The following is a 24,123-nucleotide window of genomic DNA, read 5'->3' as shown; positions in this document are numbered from 1 at the left end:
CCGCCGCCGCGCGTGGCGGCTACCACAGCCAGCCGATCAGCAGATAGGGCACCAGCGTGGCGATGATCACGCAGATGACGTTGAGCACGAAGCCGGCGCGGATCATCGACTGGATGCGCATGCGACCGGTAGCGAACACGATGGCGTTGGGCGGCGTGGCCACCGGCATCATGAACGCACAGCTGGCCGCGAGCGCGGCCGGCACCGTCAGCAGCAGCACGTCGACGCCGACCGATCCGGCCAGAGCCCCGAGCAGCGGCATGAACACGGCCGCGGTCGCGGTGTTCGAACTGACCTCGGTCAGCGAGATGATTACCAGCACCACGGCGCCGATCAGCAGGACGGCCGGCAGCGTGCCGAAGATCTCCATCTGGGTGGCGATCCATTCCGCCAGCCCCGTCTGCTTGATCGCGCCGGCCAGTGCCAGACCGCCGCCGAACAGCAGCAGCACGCCCCAGGGCACGTTCGCCTCGTTCTCCCAGCTCATCAGGCGCGCGCCCTTGCCGTCGCCGGCCGGAATGACGAACAGGGACACGCCGATGGCCATGGCGATGAGTGCGTCGGACAGCCAGTCGAGGCCGTAGTCGTTGAGCAGCGGCCGGCTGATCCACAGGGCGGCGGCGAGCAGGAACATGCCGCCGACGCGCTTTTCCGCACTCGACATCGGCCCGAGCTCGTCCAGCTCGCCCTTGAGCATGTCGCGGCCGGCCTTGCCGGTGTCCAGCTCGAAACCGCCGCGCACCAGCCACGCCCAGGCCGCCGCCATCATGAGCACGGAAACCGGCAGCCCCACCATCATCCACTGGGCGAAGCCGATGTCGATGCCCTGCTCCGAGGAGAGATAGCCGGCCAGCAGCGCGTTGGGCGGCGTGCCGATGAGGGTGGCGACACCGCCGATGGAGGCGGAATAGGCGATCGCCAGCAGCAGGCGCGTAGCGTAGCGCTCGACCGCGGGCGCCTGCTCGCCCTGGGGATCGTCGGCCATCAGGCTGACCACCGACATGCCGATCGGCAGCATCATGATCGAGGTCGCAGTGTTGGACACCCACATGCTGATGAAGCCGGTGGCGATCATGAAGCCGGCGATCTGGCGCTTCGGCTGGGTGCCGACGGCCAGCAGCGTGGTCAGGGCGATGCGCCGGTGCAGGTTCCAACGCTGCATCGCCAGCCCGATCAGAAAGCCGCCGAGAAACAGGAAGATGATGTCGTCGGCGTAGCCGTGGGCCAGCTCCTGGAAATCGCCCATGCCGATCGCCGGGCCGAGCGCGAGCGGCAGCAGCGAGGTGGCCGGTATCGGGATCGCCTCAGTGGCCCACCAGGTGGCCATGAACAGCGCCAGCCCGGCGCAGTGCCAGGCCGGCGCGTCCATACCGGTGGGCGCCGGCAGCAGCAGTGTCGCGATCAGGAACAACGGCCCCAGCGCCAGGCCGATGCGTCCGGCGCGGCTGGCGGCATGGGCATTCTGCTGGTTCGCGCTGACGCTTTCCTGGCTGGAACTCATGGGCGGATGGCCTCATCGGTCGTGGTGGGCGCGGCCTCGGCGGCACCGAGACGCGCGAGCAGGGTCGTCGGCTCGGCGGCGACCCGCACGCGCTCGACCTGGGCGGCGGCGACGAAGCCTTCGGCGCACATGTGCGCGAGGCAGTCGCGCAGCGGCGCATAGAAGCCGTCGATGTCGAGCAGGCCGCAGGGTTTGTCGTGGTGGCCGAGCTGATGCCAGGTGAGCACCTCGAACAGCTCCTCGAGCGTGCCGAAGCCGCCGGGCAGGGCGATGAAGGCGTCGGCGTTGTCGATCATCAGGCGCTTGCGCTCGTGCATGCTGTGGACGATGCGCAGATCGGTGAGCCCGTCATGGGCCAGCTCGCGGTCGAGCAGCGACTGCGGGATCACGCCCAGCACCTCGCCGCCGGCCGCGCGCGCGGCGTCGGCCATCGCCCCCATCAGGCCGATCCGGGCGCCGCCGTAGACCAGCCGCAGCCCCGCCGCCGCCAGCGCGCAGCCGAGTCCGGCCGCAGCCTCGCGGTAGATCCGCCGCCCACCGTCGCGCGAGCCGCAGTAGACACAGACCGATTGGATACGCGCGGGCGCCTGACTCATGTCAACAGCATACCGGCCCCGGCCCGCCGCCGGCGACGGTCAGCGCGCATCGTCGCGGTCCTTGACGAAGGTTTCATCGGTCTCGCCCCGGAAGAACCGCCGACCGTAGATCAGCAGGCACAGGCCGATGCCGACCCCGAACGCCCAGGCCGCGCCCTGGGTCACCAGCACCCCGGCAGTCACGCCCGCGATGCCCAGATCGCGCTGGCTGCGCGCCTCCATGATGCCGATGCGCACGCTGACATAGCCCTGAATGAGCAGCGTCAGCGCCAGAGCCACGCCGAGAATCGGCTGAATGACCGAGACGATCGGCAGCAGCAGCAGACCGGTGTTGGTGCCCCAGCGGAACGAGCCCGCGCCGCCGAAGATCGAATCCATCGCCTTTCGGCCTTCCTTGTAGCGTTCGGTGATGACCACGTGCATCGCCGCCCACAGCGGGCCGCACATGGCCACGTCCGGGCCGAACACGCTCATCGCGGCGTTGCGGCTGCCGAAGATCATGTGCGCCCGGTCCGGGCTGTAGTCGATGGACTCGTCCGGACGCGACCCCTCGGCCTCGTCCAGCAGCGCCTTGGACTGGAGCACGTCGCCGAAGAGCACGATATAGGTTGCGGCCACCATCGGCAGGGCCTGGATGAAGAACCATAGCGGCGGCAGACCCACACCGAAGACCGTGTACTCGCGCCAGAGGGTGACGAAATCGGGCTTGGAGAAGCCCCATTCCACATCCGGCCACGGCGCCTCGCCGAACAGCGGCGCGAGCACGATCGCCAGGGCGATGATGGGGAATATCCCGAGCTTGCCGATCAGGCCGAACACGACGCTGCGCTGCTTCAGAGCGTTGAACCCCTGCGAGAAGATCAGCAAAAAGGCCAGCCCGACCGCGATCGAGATGGTGAACGGAAAGGTCCAGAACCGGCCGTCGTCGGCGAACACGGTGTCCACCGCCGCCAGGCCCGCGCCCATGATGATGCCGGCCTTGAGCGCCGGCGGCACGAAACGCACCACCTGTCGGGCGAGCCCGGTCACGCCCAGCCCAATGGACAGCGCGCCGAGCATGAACTGAAAGGCGATCAGCGCGTGCACCCGATCCGTGCCCTCGGGAAAGCCCTCGCAATAGGCGATCAGCAGCGGGATCGCGGGCGTGATCCAGCCGGGAACCACCGGATCGCCAAGCAGATGATGGGTGAGATAGAGCAGACCGTTGAGCATGACCACCGCCAGTGCGGCCTCGAAGGGCATGCCCAGCAGGTCCGTCATCAGCGGGATCGCGGCCAGATCCACCGCACACATGAGCAGCCCCTGCAGATAATCGGGCCACTCGAAGCGGTAGTGAAGGAACGGCAGGCGCAGCTTGAACGGCCCCATGCCCCAGTACGGCGCTTCGCCGCGGGTGCGATCTCCCCAGTGCGTCATATGCTTGCGTTACGGTCGCTGAACAGGCCGCAAGATTATTGACCCGGGAGCCGAACACGCAACTGTTCGCGATTTCTGGTCGGCGACTAACTCGCGCCGGCCGCGTGAGCGAAGCAGGCGTGGCCACCGAACCGAGTACAGGCGCCGCGGTCTTAACAGCGCGTTGAGGCGAACGGCGTTAAGCTCGCGCCGGCCGCGCCGCGGCCCGAACGCGATCATCAAAGCGAGAATCCACATGCATGTGCCGGTCTGGGTCTGGGCTACCACCATTGCGGGCATCATCGCCCTGCTGATCTTCGATTTCGTCGCCCACGTGCGCAAGCCGCACGAGCCGAGCCTGCGGGAGGCCGGCGGCTGGTCGGTGTTCTACGTGGTGCTCGCGCTGCTGTTCGGCGCCGGGCTCTGGTACGTCTGGGGCCAGCAGCACGGGGTCGAGTATTTGGCCGGCTATGTCACCGAGAAGAGCCTGTCGGTCGACAATCTGTTCGTGTTCGTCATCATCATGTCGGCCTTCGCCGTGCCCAAGGCCTACCAGCAGAAGGTGCTGCTGATCGGCGTGGTGATCGCGCTCATCCTGCGCACCATCTTCATCGCCCTCGGCGCGGCCGCCATCGAGCATTTCTCCTGGGTGTTCTACATCTTCGGCCTGTTCCTGCTCTACACCGCCTACAGCCTGGCGACGTCCAGCCACGACGAGGACGAAGCATTCGAGCCCAACATCATGGTGCGGCTGGCGCAGAAGTATCTGCCGGCGACCGACGAATACAACGGCGCGAAGATGACCGTCGTCGAAAATGGAAAGCGCATGATCACGCCCATGCTGATCGTGATGATCGCCATCGGCGCCACCGACATCCTGTTCGCGCTGGACTCGATCCCGGCGATCTACGGGCTCACCAAGGAGCCCTATATCGTGTTCACGGCCAACGCCTTCGCCCTGCTCGGCCTGATCCAGCTCTACTTTCTGCTCGGCGGCCTGCTCGACCGGCTGATCTATCTCAGCAAGGGTCTGGCGCTGGTGCTCGGCTTCATCGGCGCGAAGCTCATCGTGGAGGCGCTGCACGGCAACGAACTGCCCTTCATCAACGGCGGCGAGCCGGTGCACGCGGTACCGGAGATCCCGATCTGGTTCTCGCTGTCGGTCATCATCGGCATTCTGGTGGTCACCACCGTCGCCAGTCTGATCCAGTCAGCGCGCGCGGACCGCAAGAACGGCCACTGACCCCCGAGGCCCGCGTCCATGGCCCAAGCGCGGAGACGCACTCCGGCATTGCGGCGCCTGCACGGGACTCGGAAGGCGGGCGCGGTGATACCCGGCGCAACTGCTACCGCCTGCGGGCATGAAAAAGGGCTGGAGCGCATGCCCCAGCCCTCGACGGGCGCCGGCCCCGATCAGGACGCCGGACAGGCGGGGATGCCGGCCCGCTGCTCACGGGTGAACTGGCAGCCGTAGTTCTCGTCGTCGATCGCGTCACGTGAGACCGAGTCGCCGGCCGGCTTCTGGCCGTTCTGCTCCCAGGCGATCATGGCGTTGAAGGCCTCGACGAGTTCCGCCGGCTCCCAGTCGCAGTGCGGCGAGGCCCGTATCGCGCGCTGAACCAGCAGATCCTCGTTGCCGTTGGCCTGGGCGCGCTCCCGGTAGAGCTGTTCGTGCAGGAAGGGCACGTACAGATCGCCGGTGTTGTGCAGCGTCACCACCGGCACGCTGAACTCGCCGTTGATCTTCGGAATCCAGCGCAGACCGTCGGGCTGCGGGGGATTGGCATCCGGGTTCGCGTTCACCCGCAGCATGCTCTGATTGAACAGGCTCTCGTCATCGCTGACCGCGTCGGGGTCGCCGTCGTAGTTGTAGTGCACCTCCGGGTTGCCGAAGCTGTTGCGCGCCAGGATGCCGTTGACCGTGCCGTCACGCCCCCCGGTACCCATCACGACGTTGTAGTAGCCGCCTCGGAAACCCTGCTCGAACGCCGGCCGGTCGCCCCCGCTGAGCGTGCGGACGATGTTCTCCAACCGCAGGCCGGCCTCGGTGGGCACGCCCTGCTGTTCGAAGCTCGGAGGTGTCTCCCAGAGCACCGCATCGATCGCCGACTGGTCGAACTCGGCCGGATAGCTGTTCGGTCCGAGATCCGCGGCATGCTGGGCCGCAAAGGTGACGTTGCCCAGGTAATCGAACTCGGCGGTACCTCCGACCACGCCACAGCGCGGCACGGCGCCGGCATAGCTCGTCTTGTGGTTGGCGTTGGCCAGGGTCTCGGCTTCGATGGCGGCGGCGGTGACGTGGCCGCCCATCGAATCGCCGGTGATATAGATCTTGCTCGGCGCCATGAGCGTACGCCCGTTCTCGGCGGCGATATCGGTGATCGCGTTGGCCAAGGCGTTCGTATCCTCCACGCCGACACGCACGTCGTAGTAGTTCTTGCTGTAGCTCGAGGCGGCCCAAGCATAGCCCTGACTGATGTAGTAGCTGCGCAGCGGCGCATTACCCACCGTGAGCTGTTCGCCCTCGCCGCGATAACCATGCGCATACATGACGAGCATGCCGTTCCAGTTGCCCTCGGCGGGCACCTCGACACGGTAGCCCGCGCCGTCCAGAACACCCCACCAGCGGTCGGTCTCGACGCCGTCCAGCGCCTCGAACGGTAGCGTCGACTCATCGACGGAAAAACTGCGGTCGTCCTGCAGCCTGACGGTTTCGGCGTTGTCCGTGTCGTCGACGGCCACGTCATCGCCGTCGTCGCTCGAGCACCCCGCCACCAGCGCACTCGCACAGGCGAGCGCCAGGACCTGAGTCCAGCGTAGATCGATCATCCTTCCCCTCCTGCGCACCGTTGCCGCGGCCTCGTGGCGACCGTCTCGCTCCGGCGCGATTATTTTCGGTTGGTATCCGCTCCCGGTCGGCGTAAAACGAAACACGATTTCACCGACAGCATCGAGTAATCCACCGTCGCACTGCACAAGTCAAGTGCGCGGACGCGAGCGGCCACGAGCACGACGCGAACCCGAGTGGTCTCAAGCCTGAGAGCACGCCATTTTTTATTCGATTCGTCAGTCGTTTGACGGAATGGCACCGAAAAGCCCTCGATCAGCCGCCGGGGCGCCCCGCGTAATTTGGGATGCCGTTACTGCACCACGATCGCGCGATCACCCCGTGCCGGACACACCGAAGCAACAACCGTCGCGCGGCAGGCCAGGCGCGCGCCAATCGTGCGCCGACAAACGGGCGGCGCCCGCTGCTTACGGCCCAGACGCATCGAGCCTGCCGCAGCAACGCGGGCCGCGGCGCCGCTTCGCGAACCCGCGATCGGAACCTGTGTTCAGCCGCCGTCGCGGAAGAAGCTGCTCGTACCGCGGGCGCGGGCGGCGGCGTCGAGCTTTTCGAGGGCGATGACGTAGGCCGCGGTGCGGTGGTCTATCTCCAGCGACTCGGCGCGGTCGGCAACGCGTTTCGTGGCATCGACCATGCGCTGCTCGAGCCGCTCGGCCACGGTCGACGCGTCCCAGTACCAGGCCTGGCGGTTCTGGACCCACTCGAAATAGCTCACGGTCACGCCGCCGGCGTTGGCCAGGATGTCGGGCAGCACGGCCACGCCGTTGGCCGCGAGGGTCGCGTCGGCCTCGCTGGCGACCGGGCCGTTGGCGATCTCGACGATCGTGCCGGCGCGCACGCGGTCCGCGTTGTCGGCGGTGACGACGTTCTCCAGCGCGGCCGGGGCGAGGATATCCACATCCAGCTCGATCAGCTCGTCGTTGCCGAGGGTCTCGCCGCGGCCGGCGCCGCCGACATCGCCTTCGCTGTAGCCGGAGGCGACCGACCGGTGCGCCTCCTTATGCGCGATCACGGCGTCGATGTCGAGGCCGTTCGGATCGTGGATGGCGCCGCTGGAATCGCTGACCGCAACCACGGTGTAACCGGCCTCGGCACAGCGCCGGGCGAAACGCGCGCCGGCGTTGCCGAAGCCCTGCACGGCGACCGTCGTGCCCTCGGCCTGCCGGTCCCAGCGCTGCATCATCGTGGTGAGCGTATGGAAGGCCCCGTCGCCGGTGGCGGTCGCGCGGCCGGCCGAGCCGCCCATCTCGACCGGCTTGCCGGTGATGACCTCGCGCACCTCGCCGCGGTTGATGATCCGGTACTGATCCATCATCCAGCCCATGACCCGCGGATTCGTGTTCACGTCCGGGGCCGGGATGTCCGTGTTCGGGCCGATGAAGTCGGCGACCTTGTCCACCCAGGCCCGCGACAGGCGCTCGAGCTCGGCGGGCGAGAGCCCCTTCGGGTCGACCGCGACGCCACCCTTGCCGCCCCCGAAGGGCAGGCCAAGCACCGCGCACTTGATGGTCATCCAGAACGCGAGCGTGGCGACCTCGTCCGCACCCACGTCCGGATGAAAGCGGATGCCGCCCTTGGCCGGGCCGAGGGTGTCGTCATAGCGCACGCGGTAGCCGGGGTATAGCGTCAGCGTGCCGTCGTCGCGGCGCAGCGGCACCGACACCTTGAGCGCGGTGTCCGGCTGGGCCAGACGCTGGGCGGTGTCCTCGGAGATGTCGACGTGTTCGAGCGCGGCGCTGATACGCGCGCCGGCGCCATCGAAGAGACTGGGCATGATCGATCGTCCAGGCGTTGAGCAATATCTTCTACCTGACCGCGGAAACACGCCGAATCAAGGGGCCGGCGGATGTTTCAGGTCGGTCGGGGCGGCGCGTCACCGGCCCGACGCCAGTCCGGCGGGATGGCCGCGCGCAGATGATCGAGCAGACACAGCGTCTTGCGCGGCAGACGACCGTGCGGGCAGGCCAGCGTGATCGGCACGGCGGGCAACGTCCAGTCCTGAAGACAGGACACGAGCGTACCGGGATGCGCGCGCAGGCGCCGGGCGACCATCCAGTCCGGAAGAACGCCCAGCCCGCGCCCGCGCACGATGGCATCGGCCTGGAGCACATCCTGGTCGGCGCGCGAGCGCGAGCGCAGCGGCGCCAGCCGATGGGCCGAGCCGTCCGCACGCCGCAGCGTCAGCCCGTCACGCAGGGCCCCCAGCATGTCCACCCAATCATGTGCGGCCAGATCGCGCGGGTGCAACGGGGTACCGCGCTCGGCCAGATAATCGGGATGCGCGTAGATGCCGCGGGTGAGCCGGCCCACGGTTTCGGTGCGCAGCCCGCAGTCCTCGAGCGCGCCCGGCCAGAGACAGATGGCGATGTCCGACTCGGCCGTGGGCGGCTGGGTGAGCGTCGCCAGCGTCAGCTCCATTTCGGGAAAGCGCTCCAGAAACGCCTCGACCCGATGCGTGAACCAGCCACGCATGAACAGCGGATGCGCGTGGACGGTCAGCTGGCCGCTGACCCGTTCGCGCAGATTGTCCAGCGCGTGCCGGCTCTCGCGACTGAGATCGAGCATGTGCCGGCAGTAGCCGGCGAAGGTCTCGCCCGCCTCGGTCGGTACCAGACGGTTGGAGCGGCGTTCGAGCAGCGGCTGGCCCACCTGTGTTTCCAGACGGCCCAGCCGCCGGCTGAGCGTGGATTTCGACAGCGCCATATCGCGGGCGCTGGCCGTGAGACTGGCGTTTTCGACCACGGCCACGAACACCGCGAGATCGTCCAGATGATGCATCGCTCGCCTTCTCCCTCGCTCGGCACTGCCTCCGGCGCCCCTGATGTTGCAGCAATCGGGATGACACGTTGCCGCCGGCGCAACGGCATTTATACCACAATACAAATGATATTGATTCGTATTTAATAAACGCAAAAGGGGGACACATGCGTATGACGCAACGCACGGGCATCTCGATGGCGGCGGCCGCCGCCCTGTGCTGGGGCTTCGGCGCCGAGGCCCAGGAGAGCATGGCACTCGGCGAGGTGGTGGTCACCGCCTCCGGCCACGAGCAGGACGTCAAGGAAGCCCCTGCCTCGATCAGCGTACTCGATCGCGAGGACCTCGAGGATCGCTACTACCGCAACGTCACCGACGCCCTGCGCGAGGTCCCCGGCGTGATCGTGACCGGCGGCGGCGCCGGGGACAACGGCCGCGATATCAGCATCCGCGGCATGCCCTCTTCATACACGCTCATTCTCGTCGACGGCAAGCGTCAGAACACGCGCGAGACGCGTCCGAACGGCAGCGCCGGCTTCGAGCAGGATTTTCTGCCGCCGCTGCAGGCGATCGAGCGCATCGAGGTCATCCGCGGGCCAATGTCCACGCTCTACGGCTCGGACGCCATCGGCGGCGTGATCAACGTCATCACCCGCAAGGTGCCCTCGAAGTGGGGCGGCGCCGTCCAGTTCGACACCTTCATTCAGGAGGACGGCGACTCGGGCGATCGCCAGCAGGCGAACTTCTACACCGCCGGTCCGCTGGTCGAGGATCTAGTCGGTCTACAGCTCTACGGCGAAGTGAGCCGGCGCGAGGAGGACGAGATCATCAACGGCTATGAGGGCAAGGATCTGCGCAACCTCACGGCCAAGCTCGCCTTCACCCCGACCGAGAACCAGGACATCACCCTGGAGGCCGGCGCCGAGGAACAGACGCGCGAGCAGAACGTCGGCCGCTCCGGGCAGGTTACCGGCTGCCGCGGTGGCTGCACCGATGTGTTCGGTCGCTACACGCGCGAGCACTATGCCCTGTCGCACGAGGGCCGCTGGGGCTTCGGCACCACCGATTCCCACATCCAGCGCGAAACCTCCGAAAACAAGCGCCGCGAGATCGAGATCACCAATACGGTGGCCAAATCCAGCGTCGTCGTGCCCCTGGGCATGCACGTGCTCACCTTCGGCGGCACGGTCGAGCGCCAGGAGCTGTCCGACGGCACGACCAACCAGATCTCCGACCGCACCGACATCGAGAAGGACAACTGGGCTCTGTTTGCCGAGGACGAGTGGATGCTCACCGAGACCTTCGCGCTGACCGGCGGCGTGCGCCTGGACCACGATGAGAATTTCGATAGCGAAGTCAGCCCGCGTCTCTACGGCGTCTGGAACCCGACCCGCAACTGGACCCTCAAGGGCGGCGTGTCCTCCGGGTTCCGGGCCCCGGATCTGCGCGAGATCACTCCGGACTTCGGCCAGGTCAGCCGCGGCGGCGACGTCTACGGCAACCCGGATCTCGAGCCCGAGACCTCGCTCAACAAGGAGTTCGCCGTGCTCTACAGCGCCGACTGGGGCGCGAGCGCGGGCGTGACGGTCTTTCACAACGACTTCGACGACAAGATCACGCGCGTGGCCTGCCCGATCGACATCTGCACGGACGGGCCGAACCAGTTCGGCGCCGATCCGACCTACCGCATCAACGTCGACGAGGCGGTCACCCAGGGCGTCGAAGTCAGCCTTTCGACCCCGCTGACCAACACGCTCGAGGCCAGCGCCAGCTATACCTACACCGATTCCGAACAGAAGACCGGCGAATACGAGGGCGAACCGCTGACCCAGCTGCCCAAGCATCTGGCCACCGCCTCACTGAACTGGCAGCCGACGGAGCGGCTGTCGCCCTGGGCGCGGCTGACCTATCGCGGCGAGGAGAGCCAGCCCACAACCGGCCCCTCGCAGAGCGCGCTTGTGGCCCCCTCCTACGCCTTCGTCGACACCGGCTTCGGATACCAGCTGTCCGAGGCCACCACCGTCAACCTGGGCGTCTACAACCTGTTCGACGAGGACATCACCTACGACGAATACGGCTACGTCGAGGACGGCCGCCGCTACTGGGTCGGTATGAACCTGGAGTTCTAGCGCCGCGACACAGCCGCCGCCGTAGCGTGGCGGCCCTTCATCAATTCTGCGCGGGCGCGAGACGCCCGCGCCGCTTACCGGAAGACCCGAACGCATGCTCATCACCATTCGCAAGACCGGCCTCTGCCTGGCGCTGACGGCTCTGCTCGCCGTCAGCCTGCCGGGCGCCGCGCGCATGCTGGACACCCGCTACGGCACGATCGAGATCGACGGCACCCCCGAGCGCGTGGTCACACTCCACGAAGGCGCACTCGATGCCGCGGTCGCGCTCGGCACGACACCGGTCGCCGCCGTCGCCACCCGGGGCGGCGACGGCGTGGCCCGCTACATGGACGGTCGCGTGGACGACATCGCCATCGTCGGCACCGCGCGCGAGACCCATATCGAGGCGGTGGTCGCGCAACGGCCCGACGTCATCCTCGCCGCCGCGACGCTGCCCGAGTCCCAGTATCGACTGCTGTCGAACATCGCGCCCACGGTGGTACCGAAGGGCTCGAACTTCGCCCCCGACGCCTGGCAGGCGCACACCCGCCTCTACGCTCGCGCCCTGAACGCAACCGATCGCGCCGAAGCGCTGATCAACAACTTCGACACGCGCACCGCGGCAATCGCCACGCAGGTGCCGGAGGCCGCCGAAGCGACGCTAGCGCGCTGGATGCCTCAGGGGCCGCTGGTCATGGCCGACATCATCTTCGCCAGCCGCGTGCTCGCGGCTGCGGGCTTCACCGTCAACGACGCCGGCGTCGTCGCCGAGGGGCGCCCGCACAGCGACCCGCTGAGCCTCGAGAACCTGGATCGCATCGACAGCGACTGGCTGTTCCTCGCCACGCTCAACGCCGACGGCGAGAACGCACTGGCCCAGGCCCGGTCCTCGCCCGGCTTCGAGCGTCTGGACGTGGTCCAGCGTGATCGCGTGGTGGCCGTGGACGGCCAGCTCTGGACCAGCGCCTCCGGCCCGATCGCCGCCAACGCGATTCTCGACGACATCGCCGCGGCGCTGGATCTCGATCGTCAGCCTTGACCGGCCTGCCGCTCGTATCGGTGCCCCGGAACCGGCCACGCCTGTGGTTGGCGCTGCTGTCTGCCGGGCTGGCCGCCGCCTGCGTGGCGAGCCTGCTGTTCGGCGCCGGATCGACAGGCCCCGGGGCGTCGCTGCGCGGCCTGCTGGCCTGGATCGCCGGGCTCGACGCCGGGCCCGACGACGCCCGGGCCCGTTTCGTGGTCGAGTCGCTGCGCGCGCCGCGCACGCTCATCGGCGTGCTCGTGGGCGCCGCGCTCGGCGCGGCCGGCGCGCTGTTGCAGGCGGTCACGCGCAATCCGCTGGCCGAGCCGGGCCTGCTGGGCGTGAGCGCCGGCAGCGCGCTGGCGGTGGCGATCGCCATCGCCCTGGGCGCGAGTGCCGCGACCCTGCGCGTGCCGGTGGCCCAGCTCGGCGCCCTGGCCGGCTGCGTCGCCGTGCTCGCGGCCTCGCGCGTGCGCGGGGTCGGCGATGATCCGGTCCGCCTCGTGCTCGCCGGTGCGGTACTCTCGGGGCTGCTGGGATCGCTGACCTCGATGATCCTGCTCTTCGACGAGCGCACCGCCGACGAGATCCGGTTCTGGGTCGTGGGCAGCCTCGCCGGGCGCCGGCCCGCCGACATCATGGCGCTGCTCCCCGGCCTGGGCGTGGCACTGGCGATCGTGGTCGTGATCGCCCGGCCGCTGGCCGCACTCGCGCTCGGCGAGCGGGTGGCGACCGGGCTCGGTCACCGGCCGCGGACCGTGCGCCTGCTCGTGATCGTCGCGGTCGCGCTTCTGGTGGGCTCGGCGACCGCCATCGCGGGGCCCATCGCCTTCGTCGGCCTGGTGGCGCCGTTCGCCGCGCGCCTGCTCGCCGGCCCGGACATCCGCCGCACGCTGGGGCTGTGTCTGCCGATCGGCGCCCTGCTGACGGTGGGCGCGGATATCGCCTCGCGGCTGCTGGTGCGGCCCTCGGAGCTGCCGCTCGGCGTACTGACCGCACTCGTCGGCGCGCCGGTGCTGGTGGCCGTGGTCCGGCTGCGACGGCTGCCCGGCCTGTGAGCGCGCTCGAGACGACCACGCGGGCCCGCGCCGCCGCGTCGCCCGTGGCGCCGCCGCCAGCGATGTGGCGTATCGCCGCGCGCGGGCACGACGGACGCTGGTCGATCCTGGTCGACAAGCGCGCCACCGCGGCCAATCTGGTGCTGACCGGACTGCTGCTGGCCGCCAGCCTGGCGTCGCTGTGTCTGGGCAGCGCCTCGATCGGCGCGACGGCCGCGCTGCGCGGCCTGTTCGGTCACGGCGACGCCATGACCGTGTTCGTGATTCGGGAACTGCGCCTGACCCGGCTGGCCGCCGGCCTGCTCTCGGGTGCCGCCTTCGCCCTCGCCGGCTGTCTGATGCAGACACTGGCCCGCAATCGGCTCGCCACACCCGGCATCATCGGCATCGACAACGGCGCCACGGCGTTCGCGGTGGCCTCGGTCGTCGGCACGGGGTTCGGCCTCGCGCCGCCGGCCATGGCGCTGGCCGGGGCGGCCACGGCCACAGCGATCACCTTCGGCCTGGCCGGCGGCGTGGGCACCCGCGGCTATCGCTTTATCGTGGCGGGCATCGGCGTCGGCGCGGCCTTTGGCGCCGGCACCCAGCTGATGCTGGCCCGCGCGCCCATCGACAACGCCAACACGGCCTACCCCTGGACCGTCGGCAGCCTGAACGCCGCCAACCCGCTCGCGGTCGAACTGCTCGCCGTGGGCCTGCCGGCGGCACTGGTCGGCGCGGGCCTGCTGGCGCGCGCTCGCCGCCGTGCGTTTCTCGGACGCCGTAGCCCGCGGGCTGGGCATTCGCGTCGGCCGGTGCCGCCTGCATGCGCTCGCGCTTGCCGTGCTGCTCAGCGCGCTCGCGGTGGCGGTGGCCGGGCCGGTCGGCCTGATCGCCCTCATGGGCCCGGAGATCGCGCGCCATCTGTCGTCGCGCCTCGGCGTGCCGCTGTTCGGCGCCGCGCTCGCCGGCGCGCTGATCATGGTGGTCGCCGATCTCGTCGGCCGCCGCGTGCTGGCGCCGATCGAGATCCCCGCCGGCCTGATCACCAGCGTGGTCGGCGCGCCGTTTCTGCTCTGGATACTGCTGCGCCCTGGCCACAGGATCGGCGCATGAACCACCTGGCCTACGGCCCGCCGGCCGACACGCCCAGCCCACTCCGCGCCCACGGCCTCACGCTGGCCCACGGCCGCGTACCCGTCATCCGCGATCTGGACCTGGCCCTGCCGCGCGGCCGGGTGACGGCCATTGTCGGCCCGAACGGTTGCGGCAAGTCGACGCTGCTGGCCGGGCTGGCACGCCTGCACGCTCCCGAGGCCGGCCGCGTGACGCTCGACGACCGGGACATCCGCGATTTCGGCGCACGCGAACTGGCCCGCGCGCTCGCCCTGCTGCCGCAGAGCGTGACCGCACCGGAGGGCCTGACGGCCGCCGAGCTGATCCGCTTCGGCCGCCAGCCGCATCAGGGCTGGCTGCGCCAGTGGTCCGCCGAGGATGCCCGCGTGGTCAAGGCCGCGCTCGCCGCCGCCGATCTCGAAGCACTGTCCGACCGGCCCCTCGACGCCATGTCCGGCGGCCAGCGCCAGCGCGCCTGGATCGCCATGGCCATCGCCCAGCAGACGTCGTTGCTTTTGCTAGACGAGCCCACGACCGCCCTCGATCTGGGGCACGCCATCGAAGTCTTCGAGCTCGTGCGCGATCTCGCGGCCGCCGGCAAGACAATCGTCATGGTGCTGCACGATCTGGGCAACGCCTGCCGCTATGCCGATTATCTGGTGGCGATGCGCGCCGGCGAGATCGTCGCCGCCGGCGCGCCGAGCGAGGTCGTGACGCGCGCGCTGGTGCACGAGCTCTACGGCGTCGACTGCACGCTGCTCACCGACCCCGGCACCGGCGCACCGATGCTCACCAACGTACGCCGCGCGCGGGCGCCCAAGTCCGCGTCGGCCGACACCTGATCCGCCACACAACGCACACCGGAATGCCGGGCGCCGCATCTCATTTCATTCCCACCGGAGACTGCATGGACGAACGCATCGACAACGTACTCGCACACTACGACACACTGCGGGACGCAGAGCGCGCGCAGCGCGACGACCCCGCGGCGGCCCGCAACCGACACACCGACCGCGACCGCCGCCTGCTCGCCGTCGGGCCGGAGACCGGCCGCCTGATCAACGTGCTCGCGCGCAGTCTCACGGCGCCGCATATTCTCGAACTGGGCACCGCCTACGGTTATTCGACGATCTGGCTCGGCGAGGCGGCACGTGCGGCCGGCGGGCACGTCACCACCATGGAGGTGCACGCCCACAAGGCCGCCCATGCGCGGGATATGGCAACGAAGGCCGGACTGAACGGGTACATCGACTTCCACGTGGGCGACGCGGTCGAAATGATCGGCGCGCTGGCCGAGCCGATCGACTTCGTGCTGCTGGATCTCTGGAAGGACCTCTATGTGCCCTGTCTCGAGGCGTTCCACCCGAAGCTCGCGCCGGGGGCGATCATCGTTGCCGACAACATGCTGCGCCCCGGCGGCGACAGCGTGCAGCGCTACGGCGAGGCCGTGCGCGCTCGGGCCGGCGTCACGAGCGTACTGCTACCGGTGGGCAGCGGTCTGGAGGTCAGCCGTTTCACGCCCACGCAAGCACGCGACAGCGGCTAGACTGGTCGCCGACATGTTGCTGATTTCGCGACGCGACGTTGCACACGCCGCACTTGCGTGGCGCACCCGATCCGGGCCACGGTTCGAAGCGGCACGGGATAACGGCTGCCGGGTGCGCGCCCTTCGGCGTGCGGTCCGGCCCGCAAGGAAGGAAAACCAATGGATACGCGCTTGATGGACCACGAATACGGCTACGGGCTCGTCAGCCGATTCTTCCACTGGGCCATGTTCGCCCTGCTGCTCTGGCAGGTGACCTCCGCCGCGCTGCACTATCTGCTGGACGAGGCGGCCATCACCGATTTCTTCTTCGGTTTCCACTATTCGATCGGCGTACTGGTGCTGTCTCTCACCGCACTGCGCGGCGTCTGGGGCCTGATCAACCTGTCGCGCCGGCCGTCGCACGCCGGCGGGCTGCACCGGATCGCCGCGCTAGGCCACGTGGCGATGTATCTGCTGCTGATCGCCGTGCCGGTGATCGCGATCATCCGCGCCTACGGTTCCACCCGTCCGTTCTCCGCACTCGGCGTGCAGATCTTTTCCGGCATGGAGACCGAGATCGAGTGGATGACCAACCTCGGCGGCGAATGGCACGGCTTTCTCGGCTGGACGCTGTTCGCGCTCATCGCCGGGCATATCGCGATGGCGTTCGTGCACACCTATGCCTGGAAGGAGCCGCTGATCGCGCGCATGACCAAGGGCAGCGAGCTGAGATAACCGCTCGGCGACGGCCGGGGCAGGCGAAGGCGGGCCGAGCAGGCCGGGCTCGCAGGCGGGGTCATACCGTCACCCGAACCCATGGCTGATCGCCCGTTTCGTCGTCCGCTTATCTGCGCTGCCCCATAGGCTGACACCGAGCCGATCCGGCGCCGGGCGAACCAGCGCCCGGCGAACCGGGCCGGAACACACGCGGACCGGGGCGACCGGCGTGACCGCAACGCGCCGGACCACGGCCGAGCGGGGCCGCTCTTCCCGCGCGCCGTCGGCCACGCGCCCTCGCCGCGCCGTGCGGCCGTGAGGAGATCGTGCCCGGTGGGCAGGTATGGCGCGCTGCATTCTGCGCGCCGCCCGCCGCCGGCCCGAGCGGGTATCATCAGTCGCCTGCCTGCCTTCGACGCCTCGCCCGCCTTGGAACTGGTCCTGTTGTTCATCGCCGCACTGGCCGCCGGCGCCATCAACGCGCTGGCCGGGGGCGGCAGCTTCATCACGCTGCCGGCGCTGCTGTTCCACGGCCTGCCGCCGACGGCGGCCAACGCCACCAGCGCCGCGGCGGTGCTGCCGGGCTATCTGACCACCGTGGCGCGCTTCCGGCGCGACATCGCCCCGCCGGCGGCGCTCAGCCTGCCGGCGATGGTGGCGATCGCCGCGGCCGGCGGGGTCAGCGGCGCGCTGCTGTTGCTCGCGACCGGCGATGCGGCCTTCGAAGCCCTGGTGCCGTGGCTGATGCTGGTCGCCACCCTGATATTCGCCGCCGGCCCCTCGATCAAGACCGCCCTGCAGCAGCGCGAGGCGAGCACGCCGGTGGCTGCGATCGCGCTGTATCTGGCCTGCAGCTACGGCGGCTACTTCAACGGCGGCGTCGGCATCATCGTGATCGCGCTGTTGGCCCTGCTCGGCCAGAATCGCCTGCTGACGTCGGTGGCGATGAAGGCGGTCATGTCCGGCACGCTGACCACCATCTCAGTGGCCACCTACGCCGCCTTCGGCCTGATCCACTGGTCGCTCGCCCTGCTCATGGCCGCCGGCGCCATGATCGGCGGCTGGCTGGGGGCCTCCTTCGGCTATCGCATCGCCCCGGCCTGGCACCGCGCCGGCATCGTGGTGATCGGGCTGGCGATGACGGCGCTGATGTTCCTGCGCGTCTAGACACCGACACCGGCCGACGCCACGGGTCGGACCGCAGACGATCCCGCCCCCGGACCGGCACCAACACACCGCAAGGCGCGCTCGCAAAAACGGAGGGCGCCGGGCCCGCCGAAACCGAACATCAGCACCACGCCGGACGGCGCCGTACCAGGAGACAGCGCCACGATCGGCACCTCGCACCCGCGCCCGACACGCTTTTCGGCGACGATCCAGGCGTGCGCCCACTCCAGGCAAACGCCCTGGTCGACAAAGCAGGGGCGACCACCGCCGCGGCGCCGAGGCTGACCGAACGAAGCCCGATCGAAGCGTGGGCGGCGGGCTTGCACCCGACGAGGCAGGCGCCGCGGCGGCGCCCGTGGACGCGACTCGCCACAACGCCCGCCAGTGGCACGCCGACGCGCGGCGCGGCGACACCTGGCGATACGACGCGACGCACCACGGCCGGCCCGGGTATGACCGCCGCCGTCTCGTCAACGACGAAAGCCGCTCGTCGACGGCCGAGCGGAGCCCAGCGCCTGTACTCGGTATCGCGTCGCGAGCCGCCGGCCCGCCCAACAACCGCCGCGCTGGCGCGCAGGCGGTCCGATTGTCTAGGCTTGGGGCGGTTTCAAATTCGAGCGAAGGAGTCCTCCATGGACAAGATCATGATCGTGACCGGCGGCAGCCGCGGCATCGGCGCCGCGACCTGCCTGATGGCGGCCAAGCACGGCTACGCGGTGGCCGTGAACTATCGCGGCAATCGCGAGGCCGCCGAGGGCGTGGTCTCGGCGATCGAGGCCGACGGCGGCACGGCCATCGCGGTGCAGGCGGACATGGCCGTCGAATCCGAGGTGGTCCAGCTTTTCGAGACGGTCGACGATCGGCTCGGGCGCGTCACCGCGCTGGTGAACAACGCCGGCATCGTCGATCAGCCGTCCCAGGTCGCCGACATGAGCGCCGATCGCATCGCCCGCATGATGAGCGTGAACGTGGTCGGCCCCTTCGTCTGCGCCCGCGAGGCCGTGCGGCGCATGAGCAACGAGCGCGGCGGTGCCGGCGGCGCCATCGTCAACGTCTCCTCGGCGGCCAGCCACGCCGGGGGCGGCGGCGGCGCGGGCACCTACGTCGACTACGGCGCTTCCAAGGGCGCGATCGACACCCTCACCGAAGGCCTGGCCCAGGAAACGGCCGGCCAGGGCATCCGCGTGAACGCCGTGCGCCCCGGCGTCGTGGACACCGAGATCCACGCCAGCGGCGGCCTGCCGGACAAGCCCGAACAGGCGAAAGCGGCCATTCCGCTCGGCCGCGTCGGCCAGCCCGAGGACATCGCCGAAGCGATCCTGTATCTCACCGAGGCCCAGTTCACCACGGGCGCCTTCCTGGACGTCGACGGCGGCGTCTGAAACCGTTCCTGCTGCGCCGGCGCTTGGCCCCGCAGCGGCGGGAGCGGGGCAACGGCCGGGAATCGCGGCCGCCGACGCAGCGGGCACCGGCCGCCCGAGAGCTTGCGCTGCCGGCAGGGGCTGCCCGAGAGCTTGCGCTGCCGGCAGGGGCTGCCCGCTTCGGCCGTCGCGAGGGCGGTCTTCGGGCCGGGCCGCGCAGCGCCGATTGGCGCGCCCGGCCGCCCGGTCCGGGTCACGGCCCGAGGCCGGGCGAACGCCCGCGACGGGATCGGCGTACACCCCGCCGTCGGGCCGTCCGGCCCGGATCAGGCGCCCAGTTCGGCGGCGCTCGTGCGCAGCTCGTACTTCTGGACCTTGCCGGTGGAGGTCGTCGGCAGCGGCCCGAAGACGACGGTCCGCGGGCACTTGAAATGGGCCATGCGCTCGCGGCAGTAGGCGATGATCTCGTCCTCGGTCGCGGTCTCGCCCTCGCGCAGCTGGATGAAGGCGCAGGGCGTCTCGCCCCATTTGTCGTCGGGCCGGGCGACGACCGCGGAGGCGGCGATCGCGGGGTGGCGGGAGAGCACGCTCTCCACCTCCAGCGAGGAGATGTTCTCGCCGCCGGAGATGATCACGTCCTTGGCCCGGTCGGCGATGCGGATATAGCCGTCGGCCTCGACCACGCCCAGATCGCCGGTGTGATACCAGCCGCCCTCGAAGGCTTCGGCGGTGGCCTCCGGGTTCTTCAGATAGCCCTTCATGACGATGTTGCCGGCGAACACCAGCTCGCCCAGCGTCTCGCCGTCGTGCGGGACTTCGGCGCCGGTCTCGCGGTCGACGACCGTGAGCGCGGCCTGGGTCGGGTAGCGCACGCCCTGGCGGGCGTTCTTCTCCACCCGCGCTTCCAGCGACAGCGTCGCCCAGTCGTCGTGCTTGGCGCAGAGCGCGGCCGGGCCGTAGGTCTCGGTCAGGCCGTAAACGTGGGTCAGCGAGAAGCCGATGCCCTCCATGCCCTCGATCATGGCCGCCGGCGGCGCGGCCCCGGCGACCAGGCCGTGGACGGTCTGCTCGATGCGCGCGAGCTGGTCCGCGTCGGCATTGACGAGCATGGAATGCACGATGGGCGCGCCGCAGTAATGGCTCACGCGGTGACGCGCCATGGCGTCGATGATGGGTTCCGCGGCGACCTGGCGCAGACAGACGTTGGTGCCGGCCTTGGCCGCGATCGTCCAGGGAAAGCACCAGCCGTTGCAGTGGAACATCGGCAGCGTCCACAGATACACCGCGTGGGTGGGCATGTCCCAGGCCATGGCGTTGGTCATGGCGTTCAGATAAGCGCCGCGGTGGTGATAGACCACGCCCTTGGGGTTGCCGGTGGTGCCGGAGGTGAAGTTCAGCGAGATCGCGTTCCACTCGTCCTCGGGCAGCTGCCAGTCGAAGGCCGGATCGCCCTCGGCCACCAGCGCCTCGTATTCGATCTCGCCGATCGGCGCCTCGTCGCCGTCGTATTCCGGGTCGTCGATATCCACCACCACGGGCGGCGTATCGAGCTTGGCGATCGCCTCGGCCATCACGGGCGCGAACTGGCGGTCGACCATCACCATCTTCGCGCCGCCGAAATCGAGCATGAAGGCGAGCGTGTCCGCGTCCAGGCGCACATTCAGCGCGTTGAGCACCGCGCCGGCCATCGCGGGGGCGAAATGCATCTCGTAGGTGGCGGGAATATTGGGCGCCATGATCGCGACCACGTCGCTCTTGCCGATGCCGCGACGGGTCAGCGCGTCGGCCAGCTGGCGGCAGCGGCGATAGGTCTCGCCCCAGGTCCGGCGCAGCGTGCCGTGCACCAATGCGACGCGGTCGGGGTAGACGCCGCCCGACCAGGCCAGAAAGCTCGTCGGCGACAGGGCCGCGTGATTGGCGGCGTTGCGGGGCAGGCTCTCGAACGGATTGTCGGCGGTCATGGCGGCTTCGGCGGTGGTGGTGTCTCCTCGCAACGAATCGTGCCACAACGCCGCGCCCCGGTGCCGGCATCGGCCGAGCGCCGTGGAACGACCCGGGCCGGGCGCGTGTTTTAGACTGGCGCCTCGACCGCTCAGCCGGCCATCGCATTCAGGAGCCCTCCATGTCGCGCACCGTCCGCATCGCCACCGCCTGCCTGCTGGGCCTCGCCCTTGGCGCGTTCGGCGCATTGGCGCAGGCCCAGCCCTGGCCGGCGCCGATCCGCAGCATCGAGGACAAGGGCGTGACCATCGTCGGGCAGTTCGACGCGCCCGGCGGCATGCAGGGCTTCGCCGCCCGTGCCGGCGACCGGCCGGTGGCGCTCTACCTGACACCGGACGGCGAGCACGTGATCGTCGGCACCATGCTCGACGCCGACGGCGAGAACGTCTCCAAGCCGAAACTGGACGCACTGGTGAAGACGCCGAGCCGTGCCGACGCCTGGGCCGAGCTGGAACAGGCGCACTGGATCGGCGACGGCGACGACGACGCCCCGCGCACGCTGTATGTCTTCACCGACCCCAACTGCCCCTACTGCCACAAGTTCTACGAGGCGGCCCGGCCCTGGGTGGAGGCCGGCGCGGTGCAGCTGCGCCACATCCCGGTGGGCATCCTCAAGCCCACCAGCGAAGGCAAGGCCGCCGCGCTGCTCGCCGCGGACGATCCGGAAGAGGCGATGCGCGCGCACGAAAACAACTATCGCAGCGGCGGCATCGAGCCCATGGAAGATATCCCGGAGGAGCGCCGCGAACAGGTCGCCGCCAACAATCAGCTGATGTCGCGCGTGGGCGTGCGGGGCACGCCGGGCATCTTCTACCACGACAGCGCGGGCGAGGTGCAGGTCAAGCAGGGGGTACCCCGCGGCGAGCTGCGCGAGGAGATTCTCGGGCCGAAGCCCGACTAGGGCCACCGGGCCGACAGCGGATCGTCCCGCCGGCCGGCATGGCGTGCAGGCCGGCGCTGCGCGCTGCCGGCGCGTCGTCTCGCGCCCTCGAGCAGGCGACAGGCCATACGGGCGACGTCGCCCGTCGACCGGGCCCCATGGCGATTCTTTCAGGCCCGGCCGCGCCGTGCGGGCCGTGGCACGGTCATGCGCGCGTTACACTGGCGGCCAGAACGCCGCCGCGACGCGCGTTGCGGCCCCGTGACGGATCGCCGGAGACCCCATGCGAATCGGACTGTTCGTGCCCTGTTTCATCGACGCCTTCTATCCCGACGTGGGCATCGCCACGCTGGAACTGCTCGAGCGCTTCGGCTGCGACGTGGACTACCCCTTCGACCAGACCTGTTGTGGCCAGCCGATGGTCAATTCCGGTTGTCATGACGAAGCGCGCGCAACCGAAGCACTGTTCGTGAAGAACTTCGCGAAATACGATCGCATCGTGGCGCCGTCGGGCTCCTGCGTGCACCAGGTACGCGACAACCTAACCGCCATCGAACAAACGGCGGAGGTCAAGCATGTACGCGAGAACACGCTGGAACTGGTCGAGTTCCTGCACGATGAGCTCCAGGTCGAGGCTTTTCCCTGGGCGAACTTTCCGCACCGCGTGGGCTATCACGATTCCTGCAACACGCTGCGCAACCTCGGCCACGGCAAGCCGAGCGAGCTGCACGGCGAATACTTCTCCAAGCCGCGCGCGCTGCTGGAGAAAGTCGCCGGTATCGAGCTGGTAGCGATCGACCGGCCGGATGAATGCTGCGGTTTCGGTGGCACGTTTTCCGTGACCGAGCCTGAAGTGTCTACACAGATGGGACAGGACAAGATCGCCGATCATGGCCGCAACGGCGCCGAATACATCGTCTCCGCCGATTCGTCGTGCCTGATGCACCAGTCCGGCTGTGCCGCGCGCATCGGCGCGCCGATCCAGTTCAAGCACATCGCCGAGATTCTCAACGGGGCGAGCCAATGAGCACGAACCAGCCCGATCCAGCCGCGACCATCCAGAGCAAAACCGCCACCCGCGAAGCCCAACCACGCCCGGCCAAGGCCGCCGACGGCAAGCGTGTGGATCACGCCCGTTCGGCCAAGCAGTTTTTGAATGCACCGGAGCATGCCAAGTCCCACGACACACGCGTCTGGGCCATGCGCACCAAGCGCGACAAGCAGGCCCATACGATCGAGGAATGGGAGGAACTGCGCGAGCTGGCCAGCCAGATCAAGACACACACGCTTACCAACCTCGACACCTATCTGGAGCAGTTCGAGGCCAACGCCAAGGCCAACGGCATCCACGTGCACTGGGCCGCCGACGGCGCCGAGCACAACCGTATCGTCCACGAGATCTTCAAAGAGCACGGCGTCAAGAGCGTGATCAAGGCCAAGTCCATGCTCATGGAAGAGTGCGGCTTTCGCCATTACATGGACAGCATCGGCATCGACATCGTGGAAACCGATCTCGGCGAGCGTATCCAGCAGCTCGACGGCGAGGACCCGAGCCATATCGTGGTCCCGCCCGTACACAAGATGCGCTCGGACGTCGCCCGCCTGTTCGCCGAACAGCTCGGCTCCGATCCCGACAACGACGACGCCCACTATCTGGCCGGCGCACAGCGCGATGCCACCCGCCCGCTCATTCTGGACGCCGATGCGGGCATGACGGGTGCGAACTTCGCGGTCGCCGAAACCGGCGGCTTCGTGGTCTGTACCAACGAAGGCAATGCGGATCTATCCGCCAACGTGCCGAACCTGCACGTAGCCTCGATCGGCATCGAAAAGCTCGTGCCGCGGGTCGAGGACATGGGCGTATTCATCCGCCTGCTTTCTAGATCCGCGCTCGGCTCGCCGATCACCCAGTACACCTCGCATTTCCGTGCGCCCAAGCAAGGCGGCGAAATGCATATCGTGCTGGTCGACAACGGCCGCTCCAAACGGCTGGGACAGGAGCGCTTCTGGTCGTCGCTCAAATGCATTCGTTGTGGCGCCTGCATGAACACCTGCCCGGTATATCGGCGCTCGGGCGGGCTGAGCTACGG

The 24,123-nt window shown here is 69.1% G+C and carries 19 protein-coding genes and 1 pseudogene; 13 read left to right on the top strand and 7 right to left on the bottom strand.

What is annotated here, in order from left to right:
* Window positions 1-19 precede the first annotated feature (19 nt).
* The 3 genes from SAOR_RS05785 to SAOR_RS05775 are packed head-to-tail and all read right to left on the bottom strand — an operon-like array spanning window position 20 to window position 3,513.
* Window positions 20-1,501, bottom strand: a complete 1,482-nt coding sequence (locus SAOR_RS05785) for an SLC13 family permease (protein WP_123630606.1) — start codon at window positions 1,499-1,501, stop codon at window positions 20-22.
* Window positions 1,498-2,097 carry an LOG family protein gene (locus SAOR_RS05780; RefSeq protein ID WP_123630605.1) on the bottom strand — a complete coding sequence of 200 codons (600 nt, stop codon included), beginning with the start codon at window positions 2,095-2,097 and terminating at the stop codon, window positions 1,498-1,500. Before SAOR_RS05780 ends, SAOR_RS05785 begins: the two co-directional genes overlap by 4 nt.
* 39 nt (window positions 2,098-2,136) lie before the next feature.
* Complete coding sequence (locus SAOR_RS05775) at window positions 2,137-3,513, bottom strand: hypothetical protein (RefSeq protein ID WP_123630604.1); 1,377 nt, start codon at window positions 3,511-3,513, stop codon at window positions 2,137-2,139.
* Window positions 3,514-3,748: 235 nt separating this feature from the next.
* Here SAOR_RS05775 and SAOR_RS05770 point away from each other — a divergent pair, with 235 nt between their 5' ends.
* A complete protein-coding gene (locus SAOR_RS05770) occupies window positions 3,749-4,735 on the top strand; it encodes a TerC family protein (protein ID WP_123630603.1) in 987 nt (328 codons plus the stop codon).
* Window positions 4,736-4,905: 170 nt separating this feature from the next.
* On the opposite strand, the gene SAOR_RS05765 is transcribed toward SAOR_RS05770, so the two are convergent.
* The 3 genes from SAOR_RS05765 to SAOR_RS05755 form a co-directional block, all read right to left on the bottom strand.
* Complete coding sequence (locus tag SAOR_RS05765) at window positions 4,906-6,321, bottom strand: alpha/beta hydrolase family protein (protein ID WP_123630602.1); 1,416 nt, start codon at window positions 6,319-6,321, stop codon at window positions 4,906-4,908.
* Between the two features lie 506 nt (window positions 6,322-6,827).
* A complete protein-coding gene (locus tag SAOR_RS05760) occupies window positions 6,828-8,114 on the bottom strand; it encodes a Glu/Leu/Phe/Val family dehydrogenase (RefSeq protein WP_245965407.1) in 1,287 nt (428 codons plus the stop codon).
* A gap of 77 nt (window positions 8,115-8,191) precedes the next feature.
* Window positions 8,192-9,118, bottom strand: a complete 927-nt coding sequence (locus SAOR_RS05755) for a LysR family transcriptional regulator (RefSeq protein ID WP_123630601.1) — start codon at window positions 9,116-9,118, stop codon at window positions 8,192-8,194.
* A gap of 146 nt (window positions 9,119-9,264) precedes the next feature.
* Between SAOR_RS05755 and SAOR_RS05750 the strand changes: the two genes are divergently transcribed.
* From SAOR_RS05750 to SAOR_RS05710, 9 genes and pseudogenes are all read left to right on the top strand, one after another.
* The gene (locus tag SAOR_RS05750) at window positions 9,265-11,226 is read left to right on the top strand and encodes a ligand-gated channel protein (protein WP_123630600.1); all 1,962 of its coding nucleotides are present in this window, start codon (window positions 9,265-9,267) and stop codon (window positions 11,224-11,226) included.
* Window positions 11,227-11,320: 94 nt separating this feature from the next.
* Window positions 11,321-12,247, top strand: a complete 927-nt coding sequence (locus SAOR_RS05745) for an ABC transporter substrate-binding protein (protein WP_123630599.1) — start codon at window positions 11,321-11,323, stop codon at window positions 12,245-12,247.
* 47 nt (window positions 12,248-12,294) lie between these two features.
* Window positions 12,295-13,287 carry a FecCD family ABC transporter permease gene (locus tag SAOR_RS05740; protein ID WP_123630598.1) on the top strand — a complete coding sequence of 331 codons (993 nt, stop codon included), beginning with the start codon at window positions 12,295-12,297 and terminating at the stop codon, window positions 13,285-13,287.
* A 62-nt stretch (window positions 13,288-13,349) separates the two neighbouring features.
* A pseudogene (locus SAOR_RS17285) lies at window positions 13,350-14,382 on the top strand (FecCD family ABC transporter permease).
* Window positions 14,379-15,224: an ABC transporter ATP-binding protein gene (locus tag SAOR_RS05730; protein ID WP_123630597.1), complete on the top strand. Its 846-nt coding sequence runs from the start codon at window positions 14,379-14,381 to the stop codon at window positions 15,222-15,224. The pseudogene SAOR_RS17285 and the gene SAOR_RS05730 overlap by 4 nt, the downstream one beginning before the upstream one ends.
* A gap of 65 nt (window positions 15,225-15,289) precedes the next feature.
* Window positions 15,290-15,928, top strand: coding sequence for an O-methyltransferase (locus SAOR_RS05725; protein ID WP_123630596.1), 639 nt, complete (start codon window positions 15,290-15,292; stop codon window positions 15,926-15,928).
* Between the two features lie 159 nt (window positions 15,929-16,087).
* Window positions 16,088-16,642, top strand: coding sequence for a cytochrome b (locus SAOR_RS05720; protein WP_245965404.1), 555 nt, complete (start codon window positions 16,088-16,090; stop codon window positions 16,640-16,642).
* 411 nt (window positions 16,643-17,053) lie between these two features.
* Entirely contained in the window at window positions 17,054-17,791 is a 738-nt protein-coding gene (locus tag SAOR_RS05715; RefSeq protein ID WP_123630595.1) for a sulfite exporter TauE/SafE family protein, read from the top strand.
* Window positions 17,792-18,423: 632 nt separating this feature from the next.
* The gene (locus SAOR_RS05710) at window positions 18,424-19,173 is read left to right on the top strand and encodes an SDR family oxidoreductase (RefSeq protein ID WP_123630594.1); all 750 of its coding nucleotides are present in this window, start codon (window positions 18,424-18,426) and stop codon (window positions 19,171-19,173) included.
* Between the two features lie 305 nt (window positions 19,174-19,478).
* Here the strand turns inward: SAOR_RS05710 and SAOR_RS05705 are convergent, their stop codons facing one another.
* A complete protein-coding gene (locus tag SAOR_RS05705; protein WP_123630593.1) occupies window positions 19,479-21,113 on the bottom strand; it encodes an acyl-CoA synthetase in 1,635 nt (544 codons plus the stop codon).
* 161 nt (window positions 21,114-21,274) lie between these two features.
* Here SAOR_RS05705 and dsbG point away from each other — a divergent pair, with 161 nt between their 5' ends.
* The 3 genes from dsbG to SAOR_RS05690 all read left to right on the top strand — a co-directional run.
* A complete protein-coding gene (dsbG, locus tag SAOR_RS05700; protein ID WP_123630592.1) occupies window positions 21,275-22,054 on the top strand; it encodes a thiol:disulfide interchange protein DsbG in 780 nt (259 codons plus the stop codon).
* 262 nt (window positions 22,055-22,316) lie between these two features.
* Window positions 22,317-23,060, top strand: coding sequence for a (Fe-S)-binding protein (locus tag SAOR_RS05695; RefSeq protein ID WP_123630591.1), 744 nt, complete (start codon window positions 22,317-22,319; stop codon window positions 23,058-23,060).
* The coding region (locus SAOR_RS05690) for an LUD domain-containing protein (protein WP_148077370.1) at window positions 23,057-24,123 on the top strand (1,067 nt) is incomplete at its 3' end. The genes SAOR_RS05695 and SAOR_RS05690, both read left to right, overlap by 4 nt.

The organism is Salinisphaera orenii subsp. orenii MK-B5, from assembly GCF_003788635.1.
GTDB lineage: Bacteria > Pseudomonadota > Gammaproteobacteria > Nevskiales > Salinisphaeraceae > Salinisphaera > Salinisphaera orenii.
This window is presented reverse-complemented; position numbering and strand designations above follow the sequence as displayed.